This is a genomic window from Citrobacter sp. Ce129 (assembly GCF_030334545.1).
Taxonomy (GTDB): Bacteria; Pseudomonadota; Gammaproteobacteria; order Enterobacterales; family Enterobacteriaceae; genus Citrobacter; species Citrobacter europaeus.
Map to the genome: position 1 here is coordinate 10897 of NZ_JAOWDS010000066.1, position 25617 is coordinate 36513.

Annotated in this window: 18 protein-coding genes; 8 read left to right on the forward strand and 10 right to left on the reverse strand. The window is 53.5% G+C overall.

Annotation, left to right across the window (positions count from 1 at the left end; translation table 11 throughout):
- Positions 1 to 87: 87 nt before the first annotated feature.
- Positions 88 to 11346 carry a BapA/Bap/LapF family large adhesin gene (locus OGV77_RS17110; RefSeq protein ID WP_087050831.1) on the reverse strand — a complete coding sequence of 3753 codons (11259 nt, stop codon included), beginning with the start codon at positions 11344 to 11346 and terminating at the stop codon, positions 88 to 90.
- Between the two features lie 581 nt (positions 11347 to 11927).
- Positions 11928 to 12410 (reverse strand): SsrA-binding protein SmpB, encoded by a 483-nt coding sequence (gene smpB / locus OGV77_RS17115; RefSeq protein ID WP_043017973.1) that lies wholly within the window; start codon positions 12408 to 12410, stop codon positions 11928 to 11930.
- 154 nt (positions 12411 to 12564) lie between these two features.
- On the opposite strand from smpB, the gene ratA reads away from it, so the two are divergent.
- Positions 12565 to 13008: a type II toxin-antitoxin system toxin RatA gene (gene ratA / locus OGV77_RS17120; protein ID WP_003031213.1), complete on the forward strand. Its 444-nt coding sequence runs from the start codon at positions 12565 to 12567 to the stop codon at positions 13006 to 13008.
- On the forward strand, positions 12992 to 13288 hold the full coding sequence (locus OGV77_RS17125) for an RnfH family protein (protein WP_003839823.1): 297 nt from the start codon (positions 12992 to 12994) through the stop codon (positions 13286 to 13288). Before ratA ends, OGV77_RS17125 begins: the two co-directional genes overlap by 17 nt.
- Before the next feature lie 49 nt (positions 13289 to 13337).
- Here the strand turns inward: OGV77_RS17125 and bamE are convergent, their stop codons facing one another.
- The 3 genes from bamE to nadK form a co-directional block, all read right to left on the reverse strand.
- Positions 13338 to 13682 carry an outer membrane protein assembly factor BamE gene (bamE, locus tag OGV77_RS17130; RefSeq protein ID WP_003826401.1) on the reverse strand — a complete coding sequence of 115 codons (345 nt, stop codon included), beginning with the start codon at positions 13680 to 13682 and terminating at the stop codon, positions 13338 to 13340.
- Between the two features lie 149 nt (positions 13683 to 13831).
- On the reverse strand, positions 13832 to 15493 hold the full coding sequence (gene recN / locus OGV77_RS17135; RefSeq protein ID WP_043017240.1) for a DNA repair protein RecN: 1662 nt from the start codon (positions 15491 to 15493) through the stop codon (positions 13832 to 13834).
- A gap of 85 nt (positions 15494 to 15578) precedes the next feature.
- On the reverse strand, positions 15579 to 16457 hold the full coding sequence (nadK, locus tag OGV77_RS17140) for an NAD(+) kinase (protein ID WP_032944608.1): 879 nt from the start codon (positions 16455 to 16457) through the stop codon (positions 15579 to 15581).
- 123 nt (positions 16458 to 16580) lie between these two features.
- Between nadK and grpE the strand changes: the two genes are divergently transcribed.
- Positions 16581 to 17174: a nucleotide exchange factor GrpE gene (gene grpE / locus OGV77_RS17145; RefSeq protein ID WP_043017972.1), complete on the forward strand. Its 594-nt coding sequence runs from the start codon at positions 16581 to 16583 to the stop codon at positions 17172 to 17174.
- Positions 17175 to 17224: 50 nt separating this feature from the next.
- Here grpE and OGV77_RS17150 read toward each other — a convergent pair whose 3' ends face one another.
- A complete protein-coding gene (locus OGV77_RS17150) occupies positions 17225 to 18514 on the reverse strand; it encodes an HlyC/CorC family transporter (protein ID WP_008324538.1) in 1290 nt (429 codons plus the stop codon).
- An 18-nt stretch (positions 18515 to 18532) separates the two neighbouring features.
- Entirely contained in the window at positions 18533 to 19324 is a 792-nt protein-coding gene (locus tag OGV77_RS17155; protein WP_043017239.1) for a cytochrome C assembly family protein, read from the reverse strand.
- Between the two features lie 165 nt (positions 19325 to 19489).
- On the opposite strand from OGV77_RS17155, the gene ffh reads away from it, so the two are divergent.
- The 5 genes from ffh (at position 19490) to rplS (ending at position 23119) form a co-directional block, all read left to right on the forward strand.
- Positions 19490 to 20851, forward strand: coding sequence for a signal recognition particle protein (gene ffh / locus OGV77_RS17160; RefSeq protein WP_003031226.1), 1362 nt, complete (start codon positions 19490 to 19492; stop codon positions 20849 to 20851).
- 253 nt (positions 20852 to 21104) lie between these two features.
- Positions 21105 to 21353 carry a 30S ribosomal protein S16 gene (gene rpsP, locus OGV77_RS17165; protein ID WP_003031228.1) on the forward strand — a complete coding sequence of 83 codons (249 nt, stop codon included), beginning with the start codon at positions 21105 to 21107 and terminating at the stop codon, positions 21351 to 21353.
- Between the two features lie 18 nt (positions 21354 to 21371).
- Positions 21372 to 21920, forward strand: a complete 549-nt coding sequence (gene rimM, locus OGV77_RS17170) for a ribosome maturation factor RimM (protein WP_003031230.1) — start codon at positions 21372 to 21374, stop codon at positions 21918 to 21920.
- Positions 21921 to 21964: 44 nt separating this feature from the next.
- Entirely contained in the window at positions 21965 to 22732 is a 768-nt protein-coding gene (trmD, locus tag OGV77_RS17175; RefSeq protein WP_003031232.1) for a tRNA (guanosine(37)-N1)-methyltransferase TrmD, read from the forward strand.
- Between the two features lie 39 nt (positions 22733 to 22771).
- Positions 22772 to 23119 (forward strand): 50S ribosomal protein L19, encoded by a 348-nt coding sequence (gene rplS, locus OGV77_RS17180; RefSeq protein WP_002914145.1) that lies wholly within the window; start codon positions 22772 to 22774, stop codon positions 23117 to 23119.
- Between the two features lie 130 nt (positions 23120 to 23249).
- Here the strand turns inward: rplS and OGV77_RS17185 are convergent, their stop codons facing one another.
- From OGV77_RS17185 to yfiR, 3 genes are read right to left on the reverse strand one after another with little or no spacing between them, the layout of a single operon-like run.
- Positions 23250 to 23732, reverse strand: a complete 483-nt coding sequence (locus tag OGV77_RS17185; RefSeq protein WP_075145813.1) for an OmpA family protein — start codon at positions 23730 to 23732, stop codon at positions 23250 to 23252.
- Between the two features lie 12 nt (positions 23733 to 23744).
- Positions 23745 to 24971: a diguanylate cyclase DgcN/YfiN gene (gene dgcN, locus OGV77_RS17190; RefSeq protein WP_087050830.1), complete on the reverse strand. Its 1227-nt coding sequence runs from the start codon at positions 24969 to 24971 to the stop codon at positions 23745 to 23747.
- A complete protein-coding gene (gene yfiR, locus OGV77_RS17195; protein WP_047409405.1) occupies positions 24964 to 25482 on the reverse strand; it encodes a regulatory sequestration protein YfiR in 519 nt (172 codons plus the stop codon). The genes dgcN and yfiR overlap by 8 nt, the downstream gene beginning before the upstream one ends.
- Between the last annotated feature and the right edge of the window lie 135 nt (positions 25483 to 25617).

Below are 25617 nucleotides of genomic sequence, written 5' to 3' on the forward strand. Positions count from 1 at the left end.
CAAAATACGGCAGCGACGACTGTTATTGCCCCGGACGTCATGGCATCCGGGGCTGTAGTTATGGCGCTTTAACGCATTGCGTTAACGTCAGGGTACAATGTGATTTTGTTGCACCAGCTCATCGAGCGTGGTGTGTACGTTCTCCAGCGTTATGAGATTGGTTGAGTGATAAGTGTTGCCCGTACCGTCGCGGTCGATAGCAATCACCGTGTTGTTACCGCTGGTGGTCACGGTGAGGTAGTTGCCGAGCGTAGCGTTCTGCCCGTTCCAGCCCACCAGCAGGTCGCCGATATCGATTTTGTCGCCCTGGGCCAGCGAGAAGTTGGTCCAGGTGTCCGCTGTTCCGTTACCGCCGGTAGCGTCGTTGGCATTGAGCAGGTGATAAATCAGCGTATCGCCGTAGGCGCTGCCAGTCAGGCGATCGGCATCGACGGTACTCACCACTTGCGGATTCATATTGATGGTCAGCGTAGCGGTATCGGTATGGCCATTCTGGTCGTTAAGGGTGTAGGTAAATGTCTCTTTGGTGACGATGGTGGAGAGCGAGACATCGCTGTTGAGGGCATAGGTGTAATGACCATCAATGCCAATGGTCAGTTTGCCGTACAACCCGTTAATGATGGCGCTGGTCGTGCTGCTCAGCGGATCCAGCGTGGCGGCGCTGCCGCCGGTGCCATTCACCGTTAGCAAGGTATGCACGCTGGCAATATGGTCTCCATCATAAATATTGCCGGTGACGCTGTTCGCTGTGGAAGTCTCGAAGTTTTGCAGGTCGATTATCGTGCCTTTCACGCTGGGGGTGATGGTGATATTCCCCAGCCCCAGAGCCCCGACGCTGCCGGTATAGTCGAGGCGATAGTTGCCGGGGTGCAGTACTACCCCGCTGAGGGCAATATCGATATTGCCGCCAATCAGCAATCCGCCATTGAATGAGTTACCGGCAATCTTGACGTTGTTGCTGTCATACAGCGCCCAGGTGACGGTCAGTCCGCCCAGCGTCAGACCTGAAGCGACGTTAAAATGCAGTATGGCGTTTTGCACCGCCGTTCCCGTCGCGACTTCAATGACGCCAGTACCATTTTGTGAGGTGGGTGAAAGGAGTTGGGCGCTCCAACTGGCGTTCCCAACGCTGTTGTCGGTAAACGACCTGGATGTATCGGCCTGGGTGGTGACCGCCATCTGGCTGCTGATGTCGTTTACGGCATCCAGCGCCTGTGGGGTTGCCGTAATGTTCAGCGATGCGCTGCCGGTATCGCCATTTGGCGCTCTGACCTTATACACGAAGCTGTCCGGCGTGTTGATACCGTCTGCGCCCAGTCCGCTTCTCAGCGTGTAGGTGTAGTTCCCTCTCGCATCGATAGTCAGCGTGCCGTACTGCCCGTTAATGGTGGTAGTGCCGGAGCCGCTAACGGCGACACCATTCACTTCGGTAATAACGGTATTGGCCGGAGCCGAATCGTTGACCAGCAGGTTTCCATTGGTTGTCGCTGTCAGACTGTCGACGGCGTAGGTGTGATCCGCCTTAATATCCAGGGTGTAACCGGTCAGCAGCGTCAGACCGCCGGAGGCGTTAAGCAGGAACAGATAGTCACCGCCCGGCAGGGTGATGGTGTAGTCCGTTGAGCTACCACCTAACAGCGCCGTGACCCAGTTAGGTTTCACGCGGAACTGTTCATACTGCTGAATAGACTCGTTGAAGCGATAAACATAGAGATCAAAACCGCCCACCGTGACGCCGAGCACGCTGGCCTTGACGGTTAGCGTGCGGGTTGCGCCGTCATCTACGTTAAATTTGATCGGATTGGTTAAACCGTTAACCAGGCTGACATCCAGCACATTACCCAGTCCGACGTTGGCGAGCGTGAACCCGGTTTGCTGTGATGTGCCATGATCAACTGCGATGACCTGCGTCCCGTAAGTCAGCGCAGCTACATCGTCTGCCGCGGTTACCGTACTGGTGGTTGGAGCCTGGCCGAGCGTTACCACCAGTTTTGCCGAGGAGTGATCGCTGCCATGCGTCAGCGTGTAGGTGAAACTTTCAGAACGACCATACACCGAGATTGACGTATTGGTCAGGGTATAGGTGTAGCTACCGTTCTGATTGATATGCAGAATACCGTATTTCCCTTGCACATCAATGCCGCCTGCCGGGATGTTCACAACGTTGCCGTTACCGTCGGTGATGGCGGTGACCAGCGTGCCGGAAGGCGCGTTATCCTGCCCGTTGGCGGGATCGGTATCGGTGATGATATTCCCGGATTCCGTGGTACCACCGATGATGGTCCCTGCGCTGGCTTTTACCACTGAGACATCAAGGCTGGTGTATGCCCCGGTCGCCAGCAGGTTGGTGTTGTAGCTGACCACGCGGTAATCACCGCCAGTCAGCCCGCTGTAATTGAGCGTTACGCCCGAGGCACCCAGGGTGAGCAGGCTGGCGAAGTCTGGTTTCCCGGTATCCACCACTGTCACCCAGGCATTCAGCCCGGTGTCAAAGCGCTGGATAACGACTTCAAGCGTGTTCAGCAGTGACAGCACCACGCCGGTCGCAGCGGCATTGATTGTAATGGATCCGCTGCCGCCAGAAGCGATGCTGAAATTCACGCTTGCCGTATCGTTCCCCAGTACGTTGGCGACATTCCCCAGCGCATTGACCAACAGGAAACCATAATCGCTTTGGTGCTCGGTGCTGACGGTCACATCGGTTTGTAGCGGCAGGCTGGTGACATTGTCTTCCGCCAGCAGCGGCAATACCGGTGCGAGAGCGCTTGTCGGCGATGAAGTATTTCCCGCCGCATCGGTCGCCGTGGCGGACAGCGACTGTCCTTCAATCTGGCGAACCGGCAGGTTTACGCTGTAGACCCCGCTGCTGTTGGCGATTGCCGTCACGCTGGTGCCGCCGGGCAGAGAAATGGTGACCGTGCTTCCCGCTTCGGCGACGCCGCTGACGGTACCGCCATCGGCGCTGATCAGTATTGTTGGCGCGAGCGGTGGCGTGGTGTCCACAATCACGCTGAACGAACCGGACAAGCCACTTGCGCCGTTGGCGTTGGTTGCAGTGGCGGTAAACGCGTGGTTACCTTCACTGAGCGCGCCGGATGGGGTAAAGCTCCACAGCCCGTTACCGTCTGCGGTCGTGGTGCCCATTAGTACGCCGTTGTTGAACAGGCTGACGATGGCGTTAGCCTGCGCCGTTCCGCTAAGGGTTGGCAGGGTGTCATTGGTGGTTTTGCCCGTCGCGACCGGCCCCGTGATCGTGCCGACGTCATCGAACACGCTGGCAATAACAGGCGCAGGCGGTACGCCGGTAAACGGTGCCAGCACGTTACCCGCCGTGCCGATGTTGCCTGCAGCATCTTGTGCGCTAACCAGCAGCGTTTGCCCACTGATTTGCGGTGGGTTCAGCGTGAAGGTGAAATTACCGGAGGCGTTGGCGGTTGCCGTGCCGAGCACCGTTCCGCCGCTGGAGGTAATAATGACCGTGCTGTTTGGCTCGGCAACGCCGGTGAGCGCGGTGCCGTTGGCGTTTACCGCCAGCCCGGTTGGGATCCCCGGGGCAACGGTATCGACCACGATCGCGGCCGCAGACGATATGCCACTGGTATTACCCGCACTGTCAGTTGCGGTGATGGTAAAGGAATGGGTGCCTTGCGCCAGCGCGGTAGCCGGGGTGTAGTTCCAGTTGCCGCTACCATCCGCCGTCACGCTGGCGACAAAACTGCCGTTATCATAAATATCAACCCGCGCGTTGGCTTCCGTGATGCCGTTTAACGTTGGGCGCGCGTCGTTAGTTGGCTGATTGCTGCCAATCGGCCCGGTATTTGGCCCAATATCATCAATAATGCTGCTGATCGAAGGCTGCGTCGGCGCTGTGGTGTCGACCACCACGCTAAAGCCTGGCGTCGCGCCGCTGGTGTTGCCCGCCGCATCGGTGGCGGTGACGGTGAAGGTGTGCGATCCATTCGCCAGCGGTGTGGTTGGGGTAAACGACCAACTGTTATTGCTTTGCACCACAGCGGTACCCAGCAGGGTGCTTCCGTCGTAGATGCTGACGGTGCTGCCTGCCTCGGCGGTGCCGTTCAGCGTCGGGCGCGCATCGTTGGTCAACTGTCCGTTGCTGAGCGCCGCATTGAACACGCCGCCTGCGATATCATCCACCACAGAGACCAGCAGTGGGACGGATGGCGCAATGGTGTCGACATTAATAGTAAACCCGCCTGAGACAGGACTCATGTTCCCGGCAGCGTCGGTGGCGATGGCGGTAAACACATGCTGGCCGTTGCCAAGTGTGGTGGTCAGATATTCCCAGGTGCCGTCTATCGTCGCAGTCACCGTTGCCAGCAGCGTGCCATTATCGTAGATGGCTACCCGGGCACCGGCTTCCGCTGAGCCGTTGAGTACGGGGCGGGTGTCGTTGGTAAAGGCTCCGTTCGACAGCGTTCCGGTTCCCGGCAACACGTCATCAAAAGCCTGGATAATCGTTGGCGCAAGCGGGGCGACGGTATCAACAACGATGTTAAATCCTGCAGACGTTGGGCTGATATTTCCGGCCGCGTCGGTGGCTGTTACCGTCAGCGCGTGGTTACCGTTGCCAAGTTGGGTTCCAGGTGTGAAGCTCCAGGCGCCCGTACCATCCGCGGAAGTAAAGCCGATTAACGATCCGTTATCGTAAATTCTCACCGTGGAATTGGCTTCCGCCGTACCGCTAAGCGTCGGAAGTGGATCGTTCGTGGCCTGACCGTTGTTCAGATTACCGATCAGCGGACCGACATCATCTGCAACCTGAGTAATCACCGGTGCTGTCGGTGCCAAAGTATCGACGGTGTAGGTAAAGCCGCCAGAAGGCAGACTGGTATTGCCAGCGCTATCTGTAGCCGTGACGGTCAGAGTATGCAGGCCGTTACCTAATGCCGCGGAGGGCGTAAAACTCCAGGTTCCGCCTGCGCCGACGATGGTGGTGCCAATGGGCTGACCATCGCTTAGCACGGTAATGGTCGCGCCAATTTCACCGGTACCGCTGAGCGCCGGGCGACTTTCGTTGCTGATTTGCCCGTTGGAGATAGGCCCGGTTGTCGGCGCGGTATTGTCCTGAACGGTCAGAATTACCGGTGCTGATGGGGCAATTGAATCGACCAGAACGCTGAACGAGGCGGAGGCTCCGCTGGTGTTGCCAGCCGCGTCCGTCGCCGTCACGGTAAAGATATTTTCGCCCTGAGCCAGCGCGCTGGTAGGGGTGAAGCTCCAGCTACCGGAGCCATCGGCATTTGCGGTGCCGATGATCGTACCATTACTGCGAATAGTGACAATGGCGTTGGGTTCGGTAATGCCATTCAGCGTGGGTTGGGCATCATTGGTCAGTTGGCCGTTGGTCAGCAGAGTGCTTCCCGGTTGATCGTCGATAACTGACTCAATCGTTGGCACTACTGGTGGGAGTGTGTCGACCAACAGTGAGAATGGCGCTGTTGCCGGACTGACGTTACCAGCAGCGTCCGTGACCGTGGCGGTCAACGCGTGATTGCCCTCGCCGAGCGCCGGAGAAGGCGTAAAACTCCAGATGCCGCTTCCGTCGCTGGTGGTTGTGCCAATCACCGTGCCGTTATCGCGGATGGTGACTACGCTATTGGCTTCGGTGGTACCTGCCAGGGTTGGCGTATTATCGTTGGTTGCCTGCCCGGAAATGAGCGTGGACGTTACACCTACATCATCGGTTACTGACACAATGATCGGCGCCGAAGGCAGGCCCGTATCAACCGTAATCGGGTAGGGGGCAGATGCAACTCCCTGGTTCCCGGCGGCGTCGGTGGCGCGCACGGTAAAGGTGTGAGTACCGTCGCTCAGGGCATTCTGCGGGGTAAAGCTCCAGTTTCCGCTGCTGTTTACGGTCGTGGTTCCGATGGACACGCCGCCGTCATAAACCGTAATGGTCGCCCCAATTTCGCCAGTACCACTCAACGTAGGACGCGTGTCGTTGGTGCTTTGTCCACTGCCGACATTGCCCGTCACCGGAGCCACGTCATCAGTAACGGCGGTGATGTCTGGCGCGAGCGGCGCGGTGGTATCGATGGTAATGGCATAGTTTGGCGACAGGCCGCTGGTGTCAGCGCCCACCGTTTGAGAGACCGCGTAGTTCCAGGTCGTGCCGTCCGCCAGCGCGCTGGGGATGGTGTAGCTCCAGGCACCGGTACTCGCGTCAGCCGGGACGGTGATCAGCAGGATTCCATTTTGGTAGATATGTACATCAGCGCCGGCTGTTGCCACGCCTTGTAAGGTTGGCTGCGTGTCATTGGTCGTTTTTCCGTTACCAATTTCAGTTAAACCGGAAGGAACATCGTCGATGATTTGCAGAGTCGGTGGGTGTGGAAGGCCCGAGATTGAGGCGGTAAACGATGTTTCTCCGCTTTGGTTGCCCGCCGGATCCTGAGCGATCGCGTTCAATGTTTCACCCGCCGTCTGAGCCGGTGAAATCGTGACGGTGTAAGCGCCGGTAATGCTGTCAGCAACGGCCTGGCCGAGGACCGTGGTGCCATTTCTGATGATGACGGTGCTGCCCGGTTCGGCTGTCCCGTTCACCAGCGTACCGTTATTATCTATGATGGTTACGATGGGGGCAGGTGGCGCTTGTGTATCGGTTGTTATAATTACCGGGTTGCCCGCCGGGAGGCTATTACCTGCCGCATCCTGTGCGCCAAAGGTCAGCGTATGTTGCACATTTGCAGAAAGCGGAACGTCCACGCTCCATTTACCATCGGCTCCTACCGTGATGTTTAGCGGGATGAGATTGCCATTATCATAGATTAGGATCGTACTGCCCGGAGTTCCCGTTCCGCTGACGGTGGGGGAGAGATCGTCCGTCACGCTTCCATTGCCGAGTGTACCGGTAATCACGCCGACGTTATCTGCAATATCCGTCACCTGCGGGGCGGTAAGCGGTGTCGAATTCACCGTAAACGAAATGCTGTTTGAGGTGCCGCTGGGGTTGCCTGCAGCATCGGTGGCGACTGCCGTCAGCGTGTAGGTGCCGTTGGGCAGCGCCGTCGTCGGTGTGATGCTCCACAAACCATTTACTACGGTAGTAGTGCCTATGACGGTAGTGCCGTTATACAGCGTAATGATCGAGCCGCTCTCCCCGGTTCCGCGCACGGTTGGCGTACTGTCATCGGTTGTGCCGTTTGCTGGGATATCTCCCAGAACAGTGCCTGCGTTGTCATTTGCAGCAGAGATCGTAGGTGTTGCCGGAGGCGTAATATCAATGTTCAGGGTGACTGCAGTCGACGGCTGGCTGACGTTGCCTGCCGGATCGGTTGCGGTGATGGTGACCTGATAACTGTCCGGGTTAATAGCCGTGGTCGGCGTAAAGCTCCATGTGCCGTCCGCACCAACCTTGGTGGTACCCAGCGGCGTAGCGTTGCCATCGAGATACACCGAAATAACATCACCTGCCGTACCGGTACCGCTAAAGGTTGGCGTGGTGTCATTCGTGTTGCCATTCGTCACGACACCCGTAACTGGAGCCACATCGTCGGTAATGATGGGCGCGCCAGGCTGTGCGGGAGGCGTATTGTCTACCGTCAGGGTAAAGCTTGCCGACGGGATCCCGGTGTTGCCCGCAACGTCAGTCGCTGTGGCGGTGAATTGATGCGGTCCTTCAGGAAGCGCATTTGGCGGCGTAAATGTCCATGTACCATCAGGTTGGACGATGGTGTTACCCAACGTTGTGCCGTTATCTGCAATGGTGATGGTAGCTCCCGGCTCGCCAGTCCCCGAAAGAACAGGGGTGGTACTTTTCGTACTGCCGCCGTTTGCCAGGGGGAGAGTGGCGCTGCCTATCAGTCCCTCCCCGGCGACGATAACCGGTGCGGCAGGTGGCGTGGTATCGATGGTTAACGTAAAGCTTCCAGGTTGGCTGGCATTCCCAGCAGCATCTGTCGCCACGGCGGTCAGCGTGTGCGGCCCTTCGCTTAGCGGTTGAGTCACCTGGATGCTCCAGTTACCGTTCGCCGGTACCAGCACGCTGCCAACAGGCGTCGTGCCGTCATACAGCGTGACGGTTGAACCTGCAGCGCCCGTACCGTTCAGTTTTGGTAGCGTATCGTCCGTACGCTGGTTGGCTGGTAGATCGCTTTGGATGCTGCCGACATTATCCGTCATGCTGAGAATGACTGGCGCGGCAGGTGCTTGCGTATCAACCGTGATAGCCACAACCGTTGGCGAGGTGGTGACGTTACCTGCCATATCCGAAGCCAATACCGTGAAATTATGCACCCGGTCAGTGAGCGGAGCGCCATCGGGCACCGTATAGCTCCAGGTCCCGGAACTGGTGACGAGGATAGTGTCCAGTAAAGTGCCATTGTCAAACAGGCTAACCAACGAGCCGGGCTCACCGGTGCCTGAAATCGTCGGCGTGTTGTCGTTGGTGATGCCGCCGTTGTTGGCGACATCGCCGGTTATGGTACCGACGTTGTCGTTCACCAGCGTGATCGCGGGCGCAGTGGGTGCAATGGTATCGACAATAATTTTCCAGCTTGCCGCGCTGCTGGCGTTATTCGCGGCGTCTGTGGCGGTCACCGTGAAGATGTGAGCGCCCTCGCCCAGCGCCGAGGCTGGCGTATAGTCCCAGTTACCGTTGATATCAGCGGTAACGGTCGTCAGCAGGGTGCCGTTATCGTAAATTTTGACCTGAGAACCTGCTTCGGCGGTGCCTTCCAGTTTAGGTTTGCTGTCGTTAGTGACGTCGCCGTTATCGAGAGGGCCCTGGTACATGGGCTGGTCATCCGTCACGGCGGTAATGATGGGCGTTCCGGGGGCTGTGATATCCGGCGCCAGCGCGGAAGTCGGCTGACTCTCGTTATTGCTGCTGTCCGTTGCGGTGACGTTTACCGTTTCGCCGTTCTTTTGCGATGGCGTAATCGACACGGCGAAGTTGCCGCCGCTGTCAGCCTGGCCTACGCCAATCTGATTACCGTTGCTGTCTTTGACGGTGACGGTGCTTCCCGCTTCAGCTTGTCCACTCACAGACCCGCCGTCACCGGCGACGATAACGCCAGTAGGCGCATCAGGAGCCGTGGTATCCGGTGCGGTAATCGCGCTGTTGTCGCTGGTATTGCCAGCCGCATCTGTCGCGTTGGCGACAAGATGTTCTCCGTTGGTCTGCGGCGGAAGCAGCGTGGCGGTGAAACTTCCGTTCGGGCCGGCGGTTGTCGTTCCAATGATTGTGCCATCTGGGTCCAGAATATGTACCGTGCTATTGGGTTCTGCGGTGCCGGTAACCTGATCGCCAGTGGGATTTATCAGCAAGTTAGCCGGCGGCTGCGGGGCCGTGATGTCTGGCGCAAGTGCAGTTTCCGGTGGGCTTGGGTTTCCGGCTGGATCGGTGGCGATAGCGGTAATGGTTTCGCCATTGGTCAGTGGCGGGTTAATGGTAATGGTAAATGCGCCATCCGTTCCGGCGACGCCGCTGCCGATCTGAACATTATTGCCGTCGGTAATAACTACGGTATTGCCCGGCTCAGTTGTCCCGGTGACGACGCTACCATCAGCGGAAACGCTGACATCGTCCGGCGCTGGCGGTGGCAGAGTGTCAATGCTGATATTAAATGCCGCCGACATGCCTCCTGTCCCTGACTGGTTTGTCGCCGTGGCGCTGAAGGCGTGTGGGCCGTCAGGCAAGAGCGTAGCGGAGGTCCAGGTCCAGTTGCCGCTGGTATCGGCAAGCACGCTTACAACAAACACCCCGTTGTTATAAATATTAACCGTGCTGTTGGCATCCGCAGTACCCGAGAGCGTAGGCGTTGGGTCGTTAGTGGCCTGATTATTGTTCAATGGTCCGGTTGAAGGGGCAACATCATCCATAATGCTGACGATAACGGGTACGCCCGGGTAGCCAGAGTTGGTGGCATTGAAGGACGTGTCTGGCCCGACGTTGCCTGCCGGGTCCTGAATCTTCGCGATCAGGGCTTCACCGTGCGTCTGTGAGGGAGAAATCGCGATCGAGAAATTACCGGTTTGATCAACGGTGGTTGAACCTAAAACCTGATTATTGCTGTCGATAATAATGACCAGGCTTCCCGCTTCCGCGCTCCCGGTCACCGTTGTACCTTCCGGATTAACGGAAGTAATGACCGCGGCGGCAGGCGGGGTAGTATCAACTGTGAATGTCGGCACGCTCGTTTCCGCGCTGACGTTACCCGCGGCGTCAGTTTGCGTCAGCGTCAGATTGTGAACGCCGTCGCTGAGCGGCGTGTCCGGTGTAAACGTCCAGTTACCATCGTCATCCACCTGAACCATGCCAATCAGAATGCCATTATCAGAAATGCTGATAAAATTACCTGCCTCGCCTGTGCCTGTGAGAGTTGGCGTGGCATCGTCGGTTATGCCGTTATTGGCGATAAGTCCGGTGATGGAACCAACATTATCGATTTCCTGAGTGACCACAGGGGCGTCAGGGGCAAGCGTATCGACAATAATCTCCCAACTGTCCGACATGCCGCTGCTGCCCGTACCGTCTGATGCACTGACGGTAAACTGGTGGGTACCGTCTGCGAGCGGAGATGATGGCGTAAACGACCAGTTGCCGTTGGCATCGATAGTGACCTGGCCTATTTCGACGCCGTTATCAAAAATATGCAATGTGGCATTTGCGGGACCGGTGCCCTGCAGAGTGGGCGTATTATCGTTGGTGGATTCCTGCTGATTAACAGGACCAGTAATCAGCTCCTGGTTATCGATTACGCTGGTAATAACGGGTACGTCAGGCATGTTAGGGGTTGTCGTTGGCGGTGTGCCGCCATCGCCGTCGCCACTACCGTTCCCACCGTTACCTTCACCGTTGCCGTTACCTTCACCGTTGCCATTGCCATTGCCATTGCCATTGCCATTGCCATTGCCGTTCCCACCACTACCGTTCCCGGCGTTATTATCACTTCCTCCACCGCCGCCACCGCCACCCACAGCAAGGCCAATTCCGCCCGCGACCGCGATCCCGCCAAGAACCCACGGCCAGACGGCGCCGCCTTCATGGCTACCTTCGGCCGTCATCAACGGAGTGAGATCGTCCAGATGCTGGAAATGGAATGCCCCGTCAGTATCCTGAACCCACCATAGCGCGCCATTGCTGTCTTCCAGAACAAGCTGGTTTTGCGCATCACCTTTTCCGACATAGAAGTTTTTAATGGTGATGGTTTCACCTGAGCGGAGTGTGACAACCAAGTCCTGATTAACGCGTGTCAGTTGGCTCACCTCCTCACGTGACACCGACAGTTTCACGATAGAAGGCGAACTGAGCGTAACTTCAGAGGATTCAACATTTGTGGAAACGCCAGTTAATTTTGATACAACGGCGAGTAGACGCATATGTTCACTCCTGATGGCATGCCGGGAGTATTAATCCGCAACAGCGCGTTGGGAAAATGAGCAGACAGGGGCCCGTTCATCATAAAGATGAATTTACACATGTAATTTCATTGATTAGGTCAAGCAGATGTTATTTTATTGATTAATTACGTTCGGGCCCTTTGGGTTGAATAGTTCTTTCGTATTAGATGATATAGTCAGAAAGATAGTATTCTGCAACTTATCCATATTAGAAAAGTATTTAGTGATTTGAAAAGGATACTTTCCAGTATGCTTTTAACGATCGCTGTTATTATAACACATTGTATTTTATGGTTTTTATTTTAGTGTGGATACGCATTAATATAATAAACACCAGTAATAATAGTGTTATTAAATAAGTAAAAATATGAGCGTAATGGTCTTGAACTTTTATTTTATTAGACTATGGACTGCTATCGTAACGTCAGGGAGGTTTATTTCATACCTGAACGATTCAGCACAAATAAACTATAAACCTGGTGAATGTATTGGGTGGGTTTCAATAACTAAAAAATAAGAACCAGCCTCAGAATGAGAGACTGGTCACAGGGAAGTTTCGTTTAGCGGCCAGCATTTTTCATAATACGCGCTTTATCTACCTGCCATTCGCGTTCTTTCACATCGGAACGCTTATCGTGCTGTTTCTTACCTTTCGCGACGCCAATTTTCACTTTGCACCAGGCGTTTTTCCAGTACAGCGAAAGCGCAACGACGGTATAACCATCACGATTCATACGACCATACAGAGAGTCGAGCTCACGCTGGTTTAACAACAGCTTACGGGTACGGGTGGGATCGCAGACCACGTGTGTTGAGGCCACCGCCATCGGCGTGAAGTTGGCGCCAAACAGGAACGCTTCGCCGTCTTTGAGAATGACATAGCTGTCGCCGATGTTAGCTTTACCCGCGCGCAGGGATTTGACTTCCCAACCTTGCAGGGCGAGTCCAGCTTCGAACTCTTCTTCAATAAAGTATTCGTGTCGTGCGCGCTTGTTCAGCGCGATTGTGGCTGAGCCAGGTTTGTGTGCTTTTTTCTTCGTCATAATGCCGCTCAGTATAGGTAATCTGGAATCGAAAAACACCCCATTTCATCCAGCGGGGCGCAAGGCGCTATCTTAGCACGAGTTAGGCTATAGCGTTTTTTTTAGCAGGTGATAAATGGTATTATTTGTGTGATTGATATTGATGGGAATTGTTATGCCTCAGATTAGCCGGACCGCTTTAGTACCTTACAGTGCGGAACAGATGTATCAGTTAGTGAATGATGTTAAATCCTATCCCCAGTTTTTGCCGGGTTGCACTGGTAGCCGCGTCCTGGAGTCGACTCCGGGACAAATGACGGCCGCTGTGGATGTTTCGAAAGCCGGGATTAGCAAAACATTCACCACGCGCAATCAACTGACCAGTAACCAGAGCATCCTGATGCATCTGGTCGATGGACCGTTCAAGAAACTGATTGGCGGCTGGAAGTTTACGCCACTGAGTCATGAAGCGTGTCGTATTGAATTTCATCTCGATTTTGAGTTTACCAATAAGTTAATCGAGCTGGCGTTTGGCCGTATCTTTAAAGAACTGGCTTCAAATATGGTGCAAGCCTTCACGGTTCGCGCGAAAGAGGTTTACAGTGTCAGCGTCGGCTAAAATTGTCGTTGAAGTGGCGTACGCGCTGCCTGAGAAACAGTATTTACAGCGCGTAACGCTGCAGCAGGGTGCAACAGTGGAAGAGGCTATCCGCGCTTCCGGGCTGCTGGAGTTACGAACCGATATCGATCTCAGTAAAAATAAAGTGGGCATCTACAGCCGTCCGGTAAAGCTTGCTGATGTTCTGCATGACGGCGATCGGGTGGAAATTTACCGGCCACTGATTGCTGATCCAAAAGAGCTGCGCAGACAGCGAGCAGAGAAATCCGCCAAAAAATAACAGACAATAAAAAAGGTGCTCATTGAGCACCTTTTTTTGATCTTCAAACCTACTTGTTGTCGGTCAGAGCGGGTTTGTTATCAATGTTGGTCAATACGCCGCTGCTGTTAAAGGTCAGCGTCAGCGTTTGCTGGGTTACGCCTTCATGTCCAGGCTGCTGACGGAACACATAAAACCAGGTGTTAGTGCCAAAAGGATCGGACATCATTGGCGTACCCAGAGCATAAGCAACCTGTTGTTGCGTCATACCCGTGCGCACTTTGGCGACATCGGTCGGTGTCAGATAATTCCCCTGGTTGATGTCAGGGCGGTAAACCACTCGCTCCAGAGTGGAACAGCCTGCAGTCAACATCAGTAGTACTGCTGCAGCAGCAGTCAGCGTTTTACAGCGCATAGTGATTTGATTCCTTTTCGGGCCCGAGCAGTACGCGGCTCATATGTAATATGCCGATGATAATAGACCTTTCACCACTTTAAAACCTTTTGCTGTCGGGTCGGTCGGCGATTTTATGTTGAACTCAGACCTTCACAAGGTAAAAAAGTTTATGCCGCCAGCAGTTCTTTTGCATTTGCGAGGGTATTGCGCGTCACTTCGCTACCGCCAAGCAGACGGGCTAATTCCTGCAGGCGAGCGCGTTTATCAAGCGGCTGCATGTGTGTTTCGGTCATCGCGCCATCCGTTTCTTTACTGACGTAGAAGTGTTGATGACCACAGCCAGCAACCTGCGGCAGGTGAGTCACACACATTACCTGAGTTGACTCGCCTAACTGACGCAGCATTTTGCCCACCACCGCAGCAGTTGGGCCGCTGATACCCACGTCCACTTCATCGAAAATCAGCGCCGGAGTTTCCATTTTACGTGCGGTAATGACCTGAATCGCCAGCGCAATACGCGACAGCTCCCCGCCGGAAGCCACTTTCGCAATTGGCTGTAACGGCTGACCCGGGTTAGTCGTCACTTTAAACTCAACGCGATCGGCTCCGTCTGCGCTCAGATGGTGCTCCTCAAATTTCACATCAATGCAAAAGACACCGTGCGGCATCGAGAGAGCATGCATGCTCTCTGTAATAAGTTGTCCCAGCTCCTGAGCATAATGCTGGCGCTGCTGGTGCAGCATTTTTGCCGTTTCCAACGCCTGCAAATGGTGATTGTTCACCGCCAGGGTTAAAGTTTCGAGCGAGTCGGCCTGATCGTCCAGTTGCTGTTGTTCATCCAGCAATGACTGATAGAACTGTGGCAGCGCTTCAGGGGCAACATGATGCTTACGCGCCAGCGAGATTTGTTTGGAAATGCGCTGCTCAAGTTCGAACAAACGATTAGGGTCTAAATCCAGACGATCGCAATAGTGGCGCAGCTCGTCACTGGCTTCGCTGAGCTGGATAGTGGCCTCTTCCAGCATATCCAGAATACCGGAAAGCTTGCCGTCCATGCCTGCCAGTTCAGTAACCAGGTGCTTTGCGGTGTACAGTTGGCTTTGCAAATTGATGTCTTCACCATCCGCCAGGATAGCCAGCGCCTGCTGGCTGGTGGTGAGCAATTGCCCGCTGTTAGCCAGACGCTTGTACTCTTCATCAATTTGCTCAAATTCGCCCGGCTGCGGGTTGAATTCGTTCAGTTCCTTTAACTGGTATTGCAATAGTTCCGCCCGGGCTGCGCGTTCCTGACTTTGTTGTTGATGATGCGCCAGGTCACGACAGCTTTGGTGCCACAACTGGTAGCGCGCAGCCATTTCTTGAGTCAGGGACGCTTCATTGGCGTAACCGTCCAGCAGGGATTTTTGGTGTTCTGATTTAGTCAGGAGCTGATGTGCATGCTGACCGTGGATTTGAATAAGTAACTGGCCCAGTTCGCGCAACTGCGACAATGGAACGGCGGTACCGTTAATAAAGCCACGAGAGCGGCCGTCGCTGCTGATAACGCGACGCAGTAGACACTCACGGCCTTCCTCAAGCTGGTTCTCTTCCAGCCAGCGCAGAGCTGCGGGGGTATCTTTTAAGGCAAAACGGGCGCAGAGGTCGGCTCGCGTGGCGCCTGCACGCACCATGTCGGCGTCTGCGCGTCCGCCCAGACATAAACCGAGAGCATCAATGGCAATGGATTTACCCGCACCGGTCTCACCGGTAATAACGGTCATTCCGTTCTGGAAATCGATCTCAAGTTCACGAACGATAGCGAAATTGCTGATGGTCAGTTGTGCCAACATAGCTGTTTTCCTGTATGAAAAACCATAACTGTAATTACATACAGTATAAACTGGTTTTTTATACAGTAAAGAGGTTAGCGTTAAATTAGAATAATTTTTTTGACCAGCCTAGTTTTGTACTTAATGTGTTGAAATAGCTGTAATCTTTTGGATGTATCAGGTTCAGATGATAATCACAGCGGCGAATCAATACGTCTTCACCTTCCTGTATAGGCAGGGCTATTTGGCTGTCACAGCTGATCTCGAGATCGTTCCGGCGATGAGAAAAACGCAGGCGTATAGTGCTGCTACTGTTGATCACCAGCGGTCGCGCGGAAAGCGTATGCGGAAACATCGGAACCAGCGTAATGGCATCCAGAGAAGGTGTCAGAATTGGGCCTCCGGCAGAGAGCGAGTAGGCGGTAGAACCAGTTGGTGTGGAGATAATCAACCCATCTGAACGTTGAGAGAAGGCAAAGATTTCATCGATATAGACTTCGAATTCAATCATGTGCGCCACTTTCCCGGGGTGCAGCACAACTTCATTGATCGCAGTGCTAATGCGCTTCTGGCAATCCTGTTGGCATACCTGGGCTTCGAGTAAAAAGCGCTTTTCGCTGATGTAGTGGCCTTCCAGCACGTCAGCTAGCTGCTGTTGGGCATTGTCTGGGTCAAGATCGGTCAGGAAACCAAGGTTGCCGCGGTTAATGCCAATAACCTTGATGTCATAACGTGCCAGAGTGCGTGCGGCGCCCAGCATATTGCCGTCGCCGCCGACGACCACGGCGAGGTCTGCCTGCTGGCCAATCTCTGCGAGCGTACCGGTTTTCACATTTTTCAGCTGTAGCTCGTGGGCGATTTGTTGCTCAACGATAACCTCATAACCTTTGGCGCACAGCCAGCGGTAGAGCATTTCATGTGTGGTCAGTGCAGTGGGGTGACGTGGATGCCCCACAATGCCAATACACTTGAAATGTTTGTTCATTTTCTCGAGGTCCTTGTAACGAAGATTAGTGACAATGTGAGTACTTCCCTTGAATCCCTGAATCTGATCCCCATAATAAGCCAAGTTAGCGAGATGAATGCGAAAAAAAACGCGGAGAAATTCATGAGTAGTAAAGAACAGAAAACGCCTGAGGGGCAAGCCCCGGAAGAAATTATCATGGATCAGCACGAAGAAGTTGAGGCGGTTGAATCGGACGCTTCTGCTGAGCAGGTGGATCCGCGCGATGAAAAAATTGCGAATCTTGAAGCTCAGCTTGCTGAAGCCGAAACTCGCGAGCGCGACAGCGTGTTGCGTATCAAAGCGGAAATGGAAAACCTGCGTCGTCGTACCGAACTTGACGTAGAAAAAGCGCATAAGTTTGCGCTGGAAAAATTCGTCAACGAATTGCTGCCGGTGCTGGATAGTCTGGACCGTGCGCTGGAAGTGGCGGACAAAGATAATGACGCTATGGCGGCGATGGTTGAAGGTATTGAGCTGACCCGTAAGTCAATGCTGGATGTCGTGGCGAAGTTTGGCGTACAGGTGGTTGCGGATATCGATGTGCCGATGGACCCGAATGTGCACCAGGCAATTGCAATGGTAGAGTCTGACGAGGTTGCTGCCGGGAATGTGCTGATGGTAATGCAAAAAGGCTATACCCTGAACGGACGTACCATCCGCGCCGCGATGGTCTCTGTGGCGAAAGCCAAAGGCTAATCAGCCTTCAGGTCGGGTAATGCTCACGCGCTACCCGGCCTGAATTACGCTCACTGGTCCGACACGCTTTCTCGTAGCGGCTTGACCGGCAATACCTGCACCTGTTTAATCATATTGTCCTGCACGTCGAGAATATCGATATCGTACTGCCCAATACGCACACGCGTGCCGGCCACCGGGATCTCTTCCAGCGCTTCAAGAATAATACCGTTTACGGTACGTGCGTCATCTTCCGGCAGATGCCAGTTAAACGCCTTATTGATTTCACGAACGTTGGCGCTGCCGTCAATGATCACCGAGCCATCATTCTGTGGCGTTACCTCTTCGGCAAGCGTGGGTGACATTGAGGTGGTGAAATCGCCGACAATTTCTTCCAGAATATCCTCGACCGTGACCAGCCCCTGAATATCGCCATATTCATTGACGACCAATCCCACTTTCTTCTTATTTCGCTGAAACTTAATGAGCTGGGTGCTGAGCGGCGTGCCTTCCGGTACGTAATATATCTCGTCGGCGGCGCGTAACATGGTCTCTTTAGTGAACTCTTTTTTCTCGGCCATCAATCGCCAGGCTTCACGTACGCGCAGCATGCTGATGGCGTCGTCCAGCGAGTCGCGATAAAGCACAATACGGCCGTGCGGGGAGTGCGAAAGCTGACGCACGATTGACTTCCAGTCATCGTTAATATCAATGCCGATGATTTCGTTACGCGGGATCATGATGTCATCGACGCTGACTTTTTCCAGATCCAGCACTGACAGCAGCATATCCTGGTTACGGCGTGAGATTTGCGAGCGCGATTCATTCACCAGCGTTCGTAGCTCATCTTTACTCAGCGAACCGCTCACTACGATATCCGTTTTGATGCCCATCATGCGCATCAGCAGCCGCGTGATGGTGTTGAGTAGCCATACCAAGGGCATCATCAGAATCTGCAGGGGAGCCAGCAGGACGCTGCTTGGATAGGCGACTTTTTCCGGATACAGCGCGGCGATGGTCTTTGGTAATACTTCGGCAAAAACCAGTACTACAAACGTCAGTACCCCGGTGGCAATGGCGACGCCTGCATCGCCATACAGGCGCATACCGACAATGGTGCCGAGCGCGGAGGCCAGAATATTCACCAGATTATTACCGATGAGCACCAGGCTTATCAGGCGATCCGGCTTGCGAAGTAACTTTTCAACGCGTTTTGCCTGACGATTTCCCTGCTTGGCCCGATGACGTAGACGGTAGCGATTCAGGGTCATCATTCCGGTTTCAGAACCGGAAAAATAGGCGGAAATGACCACCATGATGAGAAGCGTGACAATGAGCGTGGTGGTGGAGATGTGTTCCACGTAGGGTTCCTTAAAGATTTAACTCACGAACTGCTGCAGTATACGGCTGCCGAAATAGGCCAGCGTCAGAATGACTGCGCCTGCGACGTTAAACCATACGACGCGACGTCCGCGCCAGCCTTCATGGTAATGCCCCCACAACAGAACGATATAGACAAACCATGCCACGATAGAGAGAACGGCTTTATCAATGTTCTCGGTACTGAACAGGTTATGCATGTAAAACAGGCCAGTGCACAGGGTGAGCGTCAGCAGAACCACGCCAATTTGGGTGATATGAAACATTTTCCGCTCAATACTCATCAGCGGCGGCATCTCATTGCTGAAGGCCAGTTTTTTGTTTTTCAGTTGGTAATCGATCCATGCCAGCTGTAGCGCATAGAGCGCGGCGATAATCAGCGTGGCGTAAGCGAACAACGATAGCCCGATGTGAATCATCATGCCCGGCGTAGCCTCGAGATGAGTGATGAACTCGTTAGGCATAAACGTGGCGAAGGCAAGGTTTATCAGCGCAAAGGCGTAGACAATGGGCAGCAATAGCCAGCCACGATTACGGGAAGCGACGATGGTCATTACCGTACAAATCATCAGGCTAACCAGCGAGCCGACGTTCAACAGACTCAGGTTTTGTCCGCTTTCACCGCCGGGCAGAATACGCGCTTCCAGGGCGATAGCATGGCTTACCAGCGCGACGGCCGCAGAGAAAATAGCCATACGCCGCCAGCCGCTGTTTTTTTGCAGCAGAGCGGGAATAATCAGCGCGAGGCTGACTGAGTAGGCGACAAGGGCAAGCAGAGCAAAAACGGGCATATAGGTGTCGACAGTTGGCCAGTGATAAAGAAAAGCAGTATAGCGTTACGTGACCGCTGCTCCAACCGTTGCATAACAACAAAGGCGGCTTCATGTTATACTGCGACAAATTTCTGTTGATGTGTCGCTGTCGCGACCGACCGTTTCCACCCCAGGCGAGAGACAATGTTTGATAATTTAACCGACCGTTTGTCGCGCACGCTGCGCAATATCAGTGGCCGTGGACGCCTTACTGAAGACAACGTTAAAGAGACGCTGCGCGAAGTGCGCATGGCGCTGCTGGAGGCTGACGTAGCGCTGCCAGTAGTGCGTGAGTTTATCAATCGCGTAAAAGAGAAAGCGGTTGGTCATGAAGTTAACAAAAGCCTGACGCCGGGTCAGGAGTTCGTCAAGATTGTCCGTAACGAACTGGTTGCGGCAATGGGCGAAGAAAACCAGACCCTGAATCTGGCAGCGCAGCCACCAGCCGTGGTACTGATGGCGGGCCTGCAGGGTGCGGGTAAAACGACCAGCGTCGGTAAGCTGGGTAAATTCCTGCGCGAGAAGCACAAGAAGAAAGTGCTGGTGGTCTCCGCGGACGTGTATCGCCCGGCGGCGATCAAACAGCTGGAAACGCTGGCCGAGCAGGTTGGTGTCGACTTCTTCCCGTCAGATGTCGGTCAGAAGCCGGTCGATATCGTTAACGCCGCGCTGAAAGAAGCCAAACTCAAATTCTACGATGTGCTGCTGGTGGATACCGCCGGTCGTCTGCACGTTGATGAAGCGATGATGGACGAAATCAAACAGGTCCACGCTTCGATCAAGCCGGTAGAAACGCTGTTTGTGGTCGACGCGATGACCGGTCAGGATGCCGCGAATACGGCAAAAGCCTTTAACGAAGCGCTGCCGTTAACCGGTGTGGTGCTGACTAAAGTTGATGGTGATGCTCGTGGCGGTGCGGCGCTCTCTATTCGTCATATCACTGGCAAGCCGATTAAATTCCTCGGCGTCGGCGAGAAAACCGAAGCGCTGGAGCCGTTCCACCCGGACAGGATTGCTTCACGTATTCTCGGCATGGGCGACGTGCTGTCGCTGATCGAAGATATCGAAAGCAAGGTTGACCGCGCGCAGGCAGAGAAATTAGCCAGCAAGCTGAAAAAAGGCGATGGCTTCGATCTCAACGATTTCCTTGAGCAGCTCAACCAGATGAAAAACATGGGCGGCATGGCAAGCCTGATGGGCAAGCTGCCGGGCATGGGTCAGATTCCTGACAACGTGAAATCGCAGATGGACGATAAAGTGTTGGTGCGTATGGAAGCCATCATCAACTCGATGACGATGAAAGAACGCGCTAAGCCGGAAATCATCAAAGGTTCCCGTAAACGCCGTATTGCTGCCGGTTGCGGTATGCAGGTACAGGACGTAAACCGCCTTCTGAAACAGTTCGACGACATGCAGCGCATGATGAAGAAAATGAAGAAAGGCGGAATGGCGAAGATGATGCGTGGTATGAAGGGGATGATGCCACCAGGCTTCCCCGGTAGATAAATATATCGGGCTACCTTATTTGCCATTTTGACGCCGGAGTGTGCTCGAAATGCTCACGTACTGTGTGTACGCTCCGCTTTCTGCGCGCGCGCCGACGCCAAACTGGCTGCAACGGTAACGCCCTGGTATAAAGCTTCATCACATGTTGATTGCTTTTTTCCCAGAAATCAGTAAAATTTTCGGGCTTTTAATATGACACCCGGGCTCCGTTCCTCGATGGGGCCTGGGTGTTTTATTCACACAAGAGGATGTTATGGTTACTATTCGTTTAGCTCGTCACGGCGCTAAAAAGCGTCCGTTCTACCAGGTTGTTGTTACCGACAGCCGTAATGCACGCAACGGTCGCTTCATCGAGCGCGTTGGCTTCTTTAACCCAATCGCTAGCGAAAAAGAAGAAGGCACTCGCCTGGATCTGGATCGCATCGCTCACTGGGTTGGCCAGGGCGCGACTATTTCTGATCGCGTAGCTACGCTGATCAAAGCAGCAAACAAAGCAGCTTAATCTGTCACGGTGGTCATGATGAGCAAGCAACTCGCCGCACAGGCTCCTGTAGAACCCATCGTTTTGGGGAAAATGGGGTCTTCTTACGGTATCCGTGGTTGGCTCAGAGTGTTTTCTTCCACTGAAGACGCCGAAAGCATTTTTGACTATCAGCCCTGGTTTATCCAGAAGGCGGGTCAGTGGCAGCAAGTACAGCTGGAAAGCTGGAAGCACCACAATCAGGATCTGATCATCAAGCTGAAAGGCGTTGACGATCGTGATTCGGCGAATCTACTGACTAATTGCGAAATTGTCGTGGATTCCTCGCAGTTGCCAGCGCTGGAAGATGGTTCCTATTACTGGAAAGACCTTATGGGCTGCCAGGTAGTGACCACTGAAGGCTACGATCTCGGTAAAGTTGTCGATATGATGGAAACCGGTTCGAATGACGTCATCGTCATCAAGGCAAACCTGAAAGATGCGTTTGGTATCAAGGAACGTCTTGTACCGTTCCTCGATGGGCAGGTTATCAAGAAAGTCGATCTCGCTACTCGTACTATCGAAGTAGATTGGGATCCTGGTTTTTAAACCACCGGATAAACGGTAAAAGTCGGCGTTATGGGGATTGGCTTGTGTTTATAGGTATCGTTAGCCTGTTTCCAGAAATGTTCCGCGCAATTACCGATTACGGGGTAACTGGCCGGGCAGTAAAAAATGGCCTGCTGAACATCCAGAGCTGGAGTCCTCGTGACTTTACTCATGACCGGCACCGTACCGTGGACGATCGTCCTTACGGCGGCGGACCGGGGATGTTAATGATGGTGCAACCTTTACGGGACGCCATTCATGCAGCAAAAGCTGCGGCTGGTGAAGGCGCAAAGGTGATTTATCTGTCACCTCAGGGACGCAAGCTTGATCAAGCGGGCGTTAGCGAACTGGCCACGAATCAAAAGCTGATTCTGGTATGTGGTCGCTATGAAGGAATAGATGAGCGCGTGATTCAAACCGAAATTGACGAAGAATGGTCAATCGGCGATTACGTACTCAGCGGTGGTGAGTTACCGGCAATGACGCTGATCGACTCCGTTTCCCGGTTTATTCCGGGAGTTCTGGGTCATGAGGCTTCGGCAATCGAAGATTCGTTTGCTGATGGGTTGCTGGATTGCCCGCACTATACCCGACCTGAAGTGTTAGAGCAGATGGAAGTACCGGCGGTGTTACTGTCGGGGAACCACGCTGAGATACGTCGCTGGCGTTTGAAGCAGTCGTTGGGCCGGACCTGGCTTAGAAGACCTGAACTTCTGGAAAACCTGGCTCTGACTGAAGAGCAAGCAAGGTTGCTGGCGGAGTTCAAAAAGGAACACGCGCAACAGCAACATAAACATGATGGGCAGGCGTAAGCCCCCAATATCAGTTTACCCAGGATAAGAGATTAAATTATGAGCAACATTATTAAGCAACTTGAACAAGAACAGATGAAGCAGGACGTACCTTCCTTCCGTCCGGGTGATACCGTGGAAGTGAAAGTATGGGTTGTTGAAGGTTCCAAAAAACGTCTGCAGGCATTCGAGGGCGTGGTTATCGCTATTCGTAACCGCGGTCTGCACTCTGCATTCACTGTTCGTAAAATTTCCAACGGCGAAGGCGTTGAGCGTGTCTTCCAGACTCACTCTCCGGTAGTTGACAGCATTGCTGTTAAACGTCGTGGTGCTGTTCGTAAAGCTAAACTGTACTACCTGCGTGAGCGCACTGGTAAGTCTGCTCGTATCAAAGAGCGTCTTAACTAAGATTCGCGCAAGCGACATCCTGTTAGAAAAGGGCTGGCCGAAAGGCTGGCCCTTTTTTTATCCCGACATTTACTCTTTTGTTCTTTATGGCAATGGAATGACTGCGCGGTGCGCAGCCAGTGGGGAGTGATTATGGTGTCGCGATCACGACCGCAACGCGGCGGTTTTCAGCACGACCTTTTGAGGTCTGGTTACTGGCGATCGGGTATTTCTTCCCGAGGCCCTGGGTTGTCAGGTTGGTGCGGGGGATGTTGGCGCCCTTTGCCCAGGCATCGGCAACCACATTCGCGCGTTTGAGCGACAGCGCTTCGTTGTAGCTGTCTTCGCCGTAGTTATCGGTATGACCATCCAGGCGCGCATGGTTAAGCCCGGTAGCAGCCAGTTTGGATGCCATTTCCTGGATCTGCTTTTCGCTTTCAGGACGGAGCTTATAGTCGTTTTTGTCAAACAGAATGTTGTCAGACAGGCCAAGAGACCAGTCTCCGGAAGCTTCAGTAAATCCGTACGATTTCATGGCTGCAATTTGCTCTGGGGTAAATTTTCCCTGAGGTGCCTGACAGCCTGCCAAAACCAGTAAAAGCAGAAGAAGCGGCGACAATAGACGTTTTAGCATGTGTGTAATTCCTTATTTTTTAATAATGCGTTCAGCACGCAAATTTTTGGCCTGATACATATTTTGATCGGCAAGTTCTTGTAATTTCTCGGCAGAGGCGTGTTCCCACGTCAGCGCAAAACCAATGCTGAGTGTCATGCTTGCCAGATGACCATTATGCAGGTCAAAAGGTCGGTTAAACTCTTGTGACAGTGCCGCGCAGATCCGCTGAACTTCGTATTCAGAGTGAACGCTGTACAGCACCATAGCGAACTCATCGCCGCCAAGCCTGTATGGGTGATGTCGAGTTCCACCAAACTCGGACAGCCTTTTTGCCACTTCAATCAGGACCCGATCCCCCGCTGCGTGGCCCCAGGTATCATTTATAAATTTAAAATTATCACCATCAAGAAATAACAATGCGGAACTGCTGTGCGCGGCATCGTCATTCATCAGGGCGTTAATACTGCTACGAAATGCGGCACGATTCGCCAGACCCGTCAGAGGATCGTGTAGAGCGGTACGCAAAAGCTGGGCGTTTTTTGCCTGCAGTCGCAGCTGCCACTCTTCCATCTCGTCCAGCAGACTATTAAAGTCCTGGGCAAAAAGATGAAACTCTTCAATGCGCTCTTCTGAAACGCGTCGTGAAAAATTACGGTTGGTACGAACATCATGTACCACCTCGGTGATATTTTGCAGAGCTTCCACGACGCCATTATGTAAATAGCGAGTGAGCATTAATGCAATGCCAGACGCTAACAGAATGCACCCGGTAAGAACGGCCAGTGACAAATAAATGAAATGACTGATAACGCTATCGCGCGCAGTCAATCGTACTTCGCCGATGACGTTGCCATTATGCAAGATCGGCTGAGTAACCGGTTGTGGGAACAGCCAGTGGCTGATCATACCGCTGATTTTTTCGGTCGTATCCTGCGCGTTATAGCGCCAGGTGGCGATTACCTTCTGGTTTTTATTACGTACTTCTGCAACGGAAAATTGCCCCTGTTGGCCCAGCGCCGCCAGCGTTTCAGTTGCCGCGACACTATCAGAAAAGACGAGCGCTGCTTCAAGCGTGCGGGTCATGGTTGCTGCGGTCAGATCCAGGTTCTTTTGCGCATACTGCCTCAATGCCAGCACGGAAGATATGCTGAGCAGCAGCCAGATCAGCGTCATGGTTACCAGAACGCTGATTATGCTGATACGCCGCAATGTCCGCTTAAACGTCGGGCGTGTTATGGGAGAATGGTCCTTATCCATGCTTATTATTCCGTGCAAGCATCAATACGTCTGGACTGACCCTTACGCCGCTGCGTGAAAGGGAATCCATATTTACGGAAAATCTCACATCTTCATCTTTAATTATGAGGCAAAAAGCGCTGCCAATAACGCATTCGGGATTCTGTTCAGCAATTAATAGCAATGCCTTAGACGGATATTTATTCTTTAATTCCACCTGATAAGTAGGGGATTCTTTTCCAAAATAAAAACCGTCACACTGCGAAACTAATATTTCTTGTTCCGTACGAATGATGACGGGAAGATAGGGTAATGCACCAGCACTGGTATCTTTCAGTACACTGGAAAAACGCGATGAAGAGAAAATACACAGTTTGGGGGGCCCGGACAGTGCGGGCCAACGTGTATAACTGACGATGCCGGAAACCATAGCGCGTACAGATTTCGCTTCTTCCGTAACGCTTTGGGCGTACAGCGGTAATCCGGTCAGGAGCAGTGCCAGTAGAAGTATGAGTCGGTAAGAATAGCTCATGAATAGTTACCTACCAGCGTTTGCCGTAAAACGTCGAAATACATTCAAGATTGTTTAGGACAAAATAACATTATTTTCCTAAGCCGTCATTATGCCAGGGATAAAGCTACAGATGATTTAAGTAAAATCTTAGTG

Coding starts and splice junctions, on each gene's coding strand:
- yfiR (WP_047409405.1), bottom strand. CDS start 25,482: ATGAGCTATTCTTACCGACTCATACTTCTACTGGCACTGCTCCTGACC.
- rimM (WP_003031230.1), top strand. CDS start 21,372: ATGAGCAAGCAACTCGCCGCACAGGCTCCTGTAGAACCCATCGTTTTG.
- recN (WP_043017240.1), bottom strand. CDS start 15,493: ATGTTGGCACAACTGACCATCAGCAATTTCGCTATCGTTCGTGAACTT.
- grpE (WP_043017972.1), top strand. CDS start 16,581: ATGAGTAGTAAAGAACAGAAAACGCCTGAGGGGCAAGCCCCGGAAGAA.
- OGV77_RS17110 (WP_087050831.1), bottom strand. CDS start 11,346: ATGCGTCTACTCGCCGTTGTATCAAAATTAACTGGCGTTTCCACAAAT.
- OGV77_RS17185 (WP_075145813.1), bottom strand. CDS start 23,732: ATGCTAAAACGTCTATTGTCGCCGCTTCTTCTGCTTTTACTGGTTTTG.
- ffh (WP_003031226.1), top strand. CDS start 19,490: ATGTTTGATAATTTAACCGACCGTTTGTCGCGCACGCTGCGCAATATC.
- rplS (WP_002914145.1), top strand. CDS start 22,772: ATGAGCAACATTATTAAGCAACTTGAACAAGAACAGATGAAGCAGGAC.
- ratA (WP_003031213.1), top strand. CDS start 12,565: ATGCCTCAGATTAGCCGGACCGCTTTAGTACCTTACAGTGCGGAACAG.
- OGV77_RS17155 (WP_043017239.1), bottom strand. CDS start 19,324: ATGCCCGTTTTTGCTCTGCTTGCCCTTGTCGCCTACTCAGTCAGCCTC.
- dgcN (WP_087050830.1), bottom strand. CDS start 24,971: ATGGATAAGGACCATTCTCCCATAACACGCCCGACGTTTAAGCGGACA.
- nadK (WP_032944608.1), bottom strand. CDS start 16,457: ATGAACAAACATTTCAAGTGTATTGGCATTGTGGGGCATCCACGTCAC.
- smpB (WP_043017973.1), bottom strand. CDS start 12,410: ATGACGAAGAAAAAAGCACACAAACCTGGCTCAGCCACAATCGCGCTG.
- rpsP (WP_003031228.1), top strand. CDS start 21,105: ATGGTTACTATTCGTTTAGCTCGTCACGGCGCTAAAAAGCGTCCGTTC.
- bamE (WP_003826401.1), bottom strand. CDS start 13,682: ATGCGCTGTAAAACGCTGACTGCTGCTGCAGCAGTACTACTGATGTTG.